The sequence below is a fragment of the Massilia mucilaginosa genome (assembly GCF_011682145.1).
GTDB lineage: Bacteria > Pseudomonadota > Gammaproteobacteria > Burkholderiales > Burkholderiaceae_D > Telluria_A > Telluria_A mucilaginosa.
In genome coordinates, this window is sequence record NZ_WHJH01000247.1 from 1 (window position 1) to 365 (window position 365).

The window sequence follows — 365 nt, forward strand, 5'->3', positions numbered from 1 at the left end:
CATCACCACCAATGCGCAGTTCGGCGGCACCATTTTGGCGCCGTCGGCCCGCCTGACCAACAACCAGAACATCGAAGGCGGCGTGTTCGTCAGGTCGCTCGACCAGCATGGCGAACTGCACCTGCAAGCGTTCGACGGCAATGTCGACCCCGGCCCGTCGCGGGTACCGGAGCCAGGCACCTGGGCCTTGCTGGCCGCTGGCGCGCTGATGCTCGCCCTCACGCGCAAGCGAACGTCCTCGCCGGGCGTCTGATTCCTGGCGCGACCGGGCTTCAAACGACCGAAGACAGCACAGCGACGAAGCATCATTTAGCTTGGCCGCACGTGAAAACGGCACCGGAGAGAAATCCCGGTGCCGTTTTTTA

General features: G+C 64.1%; 1 protein-coding gene. It reads left to right on the forward strand.

Annotation, left to right across the window (positions count from 1 at the left end; genetic code table 11):
* A partial coding sequence (locus F2P45_RS34715; protein WP_166882712.1) for a collagen-binding domain-containing protein occupies window positions 1–253 on the forward strand: 253 nt, incomplete at its 5' end.
* Between the last annotated feature and the right edge of the window lie 112 nt (window positions 254–365).